Here is a 2,869-nt window from a genome sequence, read left to right as displayed (position 1 = left end):
CATTGCAGCAACTACGCCATCACCGGCTTTACCAAAGCCGTCAGCGACGCCGATGTGGCAGGCATTGCGCACGACCACCAACTGCCCATGATCGTGGACCTGGGCAGCGGCACCCTGATCGACATGCGCGACTGGGGACTGCCCTATGAAGTGACCGTGCGCGAGACTGTGGAGTCCGGCGCCGACATCGTCACCTTCAGCGGCGACAAACTGCTGGGTGGCCCGCAGGCCGGCATCATCGTGGGCAAGAAGGAGTTGATTGCCCAGATCAAGAAGAACCCCCTCAAACGCGCCCTGCGCGTAGGCAAGATCACGCTGGCCGCGCTAGAGCCCACGCTGCGCCTGTACCTCAATCCCGAAAAGCTGGCTGAAGAACTGACCACGCTGCGCCTCTTCACCCGCAAGGCAGCCGACATGCAGGCGCAGGCTGAAAACTTGTTGCCGCTGCTGCAGCAAGCGCTGGGCCAAGGCTTTGTGGTGGAAACTGCCGCCATGAACAGCCAGATTGGCAGCGGCGCCCTTCCCGTTGAAAACCTGCCCAGCTTTGGTCTGAAGATGTATCCGGCAAGTGGCAAGCAGGCAGGCCGCCAGCTCACCCAGCTCGAAGCACGCTTTCGCGCCCTGCCCCGCCCTGTTATTGGCCGCCTGCATGACGACGCTTTCTGGCTGGACCTGCGCTGTCTTGAAAGCGCTGCGCAGGCCCTGTTTGTCGAGCAGCTTGCACAACTGGCCTGAAACAGCTCTGGGCCTGCGCCCACTGAGAACTTGATATAAAAATGCCTTGCAGCGCTTGATGTATAAGCGCTAGCAGCTATCAAAATAAGACTGACACTCATGATTATCGGAACCGCAGGCCATATCGACCACGGCAAAACCACCTTGGTTCGCGCCCTCACCGGAGTGGAAACTGACCGCCTCAAGGAAGAGAAAGCCCGCGGCATTTCCATCGAGCTGGGCTACGCCTACAGCCCCCTGCCCAATGGCGATGTACTGGGCATCATCGATGTGCCCGGCCACGAAAAATTCGTGCACACCATGGCCGCTGGTGCCGTAGGCATTGACCACGCCTTGCTCGTCGTCGCCGCCGATGACGGCGTGATGCCCCAGACCATTGAGCACCTTGAAATTCTGCAGCTGCTGGGCGTCAAGCGCGGCACCGTGGCACTCACCAAGGCCGACCGCGTTCTGCCCGAGCGCTTGCTCGATGTCCGCCGTGAAATCACAGCCATCCTCGCCGTCACCGCGCTGGCCGACAGTCCCATCTTTGAAACCAATGCCGCTCAGCCAGGCAATGCAGGCGTGCAGGCGCTGCGCGAGCACCTGCATGTGCAAGCTCAGATGATGAGTGCCCGCCCGAAGGATGGCCTGTTCAGACTCGCCGTCGACCGCGTGTTCACACTGCCCGGTCAGGGTACCGTGGTCACCGGCACCGTCTTCAACGGACAGGTCAAAGTGGGCGATACGCTGGTGCACTCGGCAAGCGGCCAGTCCGTGCGTGTGCGCAGTATTCATGCACAAAACCAGAGCAGTGACATTGGTGTGGCCGGTCAGCGCTGCGCCCTCAACATCGCAGGCCTTGCCAAAGAAGATATCGAGCGCGGCGACTGGATCATGGACCCGCGCCTGCTACAGGCCACCGACCGTCTGGATATCCATCTGCACCTGCTCAGCGAAGCCCCCGCCCTTGCGCAATGGACGCCCGTGCATATTCATCTGGGCACCAAGCGCACCACCGGCCATGTCGCCCTGCTGCAAGACGAATCCATAGAACCGGGCACCGAGGCCCGCGTGCAACTGGTGCTGGATGCGCCCGTCTTCGCCCTCCCCGGCGACCGCCTGATTCTGCGTAACGCCCAAGCCAGCCACACCATCGCGGGCGGCATGGTTCTTGACCCCTACGCCCCGGCCCGCAAACGCCGCAGCCCCGAGCGCATGGCCTATCTCGACGCCATGGAACAGCTCATCACGCGCCATGACTTCTCTGCATTGGTGGCGCAAGCCCCGCACGGCATTGCCCGCTCGCAACTCATACGCCTCAGCGGCCATGCGCTGAATGACACAACCATTGCCCGCACCATCCAGCTGCCCGTCGCCAATGGCGATGCACTGGTACTGGGTGAGCAGCGCTGGCAGCAGTTGCAAACGCAGGTGGTAGAGAGCCTTTCCCGCTTTCACGAAAAATCCCCCGATGAGCCCGGCGTCAACTCCGCCCGCCTGCGACGCATGGCTCTGCCCGGCCTGCAAAATTCTGGCTACGACGCGCTTTATCAAGGTCTCGTCGATGCGCTGCTGGCGCAAAAACAGCTCAGCAGCACAGGGGCCTGGCTGCACCTGCCGCAGCACACCATCCAGCTCAGCAGTGCCGAGCAAGCCTTGGCCGAGCAACTGCTGCCCGCCATTGCTGCAGCCCGCTTCGACCCACCCTGGGTGCGTGACTTGGCCCGCGACCATAGTGCGGGTGAAGAAGTGGTGCGACAGCTACTGAAAAAGCTCTCACGCCAAGGCCTGCTGTTTCAGGTCGTCAAAGACTTGTTCTATGCGCCCGCCCGCATGGATGAGCTGGCAGCCTTGACCACTGACATCGCTGCTCAAACCCGCAATGGTGAAGTGGAAGCCAGCGCCTTCCGAGACGCCACGGGCCTTGGCCGCAAGCGCGCCATTCAGATCCTCGAATTCTTCGACCGCATCGGCTACACGCGCCGCGTACGTGATGCCCACCTGCTGCGCCCCGATGTGCAATGGAAAAGCGCAGCGCATTGAGCTGAATACTGCACAGGGCTGGAGCCCATGCAGCACCTGCGGTTTGCACTATCAAATGGCGTTGTTGCACAAATCAATTTGAAGTCGAGTGTCCCCTGACCCGGGCGTA

General features: G+C 61.8%; 2 protein-coding genes. Both read left to right on the top strand.

Annotated features, from left to right (window positions below):
• On the top strand, positions 1 to 735 hold a 735-nt coding region (gene selA, locus RSF91_RS19735), incomplete at its 5' end, for an L-seryl-tRNA(Sec) selenium transferase (RefSeq protein WP_332569995.1).
• Between the two features lie 99 nt (positions 736 to 834).
• The gene (gene selB / locus RSF91_RS19730; protein WP_332569994.1) at positions 835 to 2,760 is read left to right on the top strand and encodes a selenocysteine-specific translation elongation factor; all 1,926 of its coding nucleotides are present in this window, start codon (positions 835 to 837) and stop codon (positions 2,758 to 2,760) included.
• Positions 2,761 to 2,869: the final 109 nt, after the last annotated feature.

The organism is Comamonas sp., from assembly GCF_036643215.1.
In the GTDB taxonomy this organism is placed as follows: domain Bacteria; phylum Pseudomonadota; class Gammaproteobacteria; order Burkholderiales; family Burkholderiaceae_C; genus Comamonas.
The sequence above is the reverse complement of the archived record's forward strand: the minus strand, read 5'-3'. Positions and strand labels throughout refer to the sequence as shown.

Excerpts from the sequence above, each read along its gene's own strand:
- selB (WP_332569994.1), top strand. The coding sequence starts at position 835 with ATGATTATCGGAACCGCAGGCCATATCGACCACGGCAAAACCACCTTG.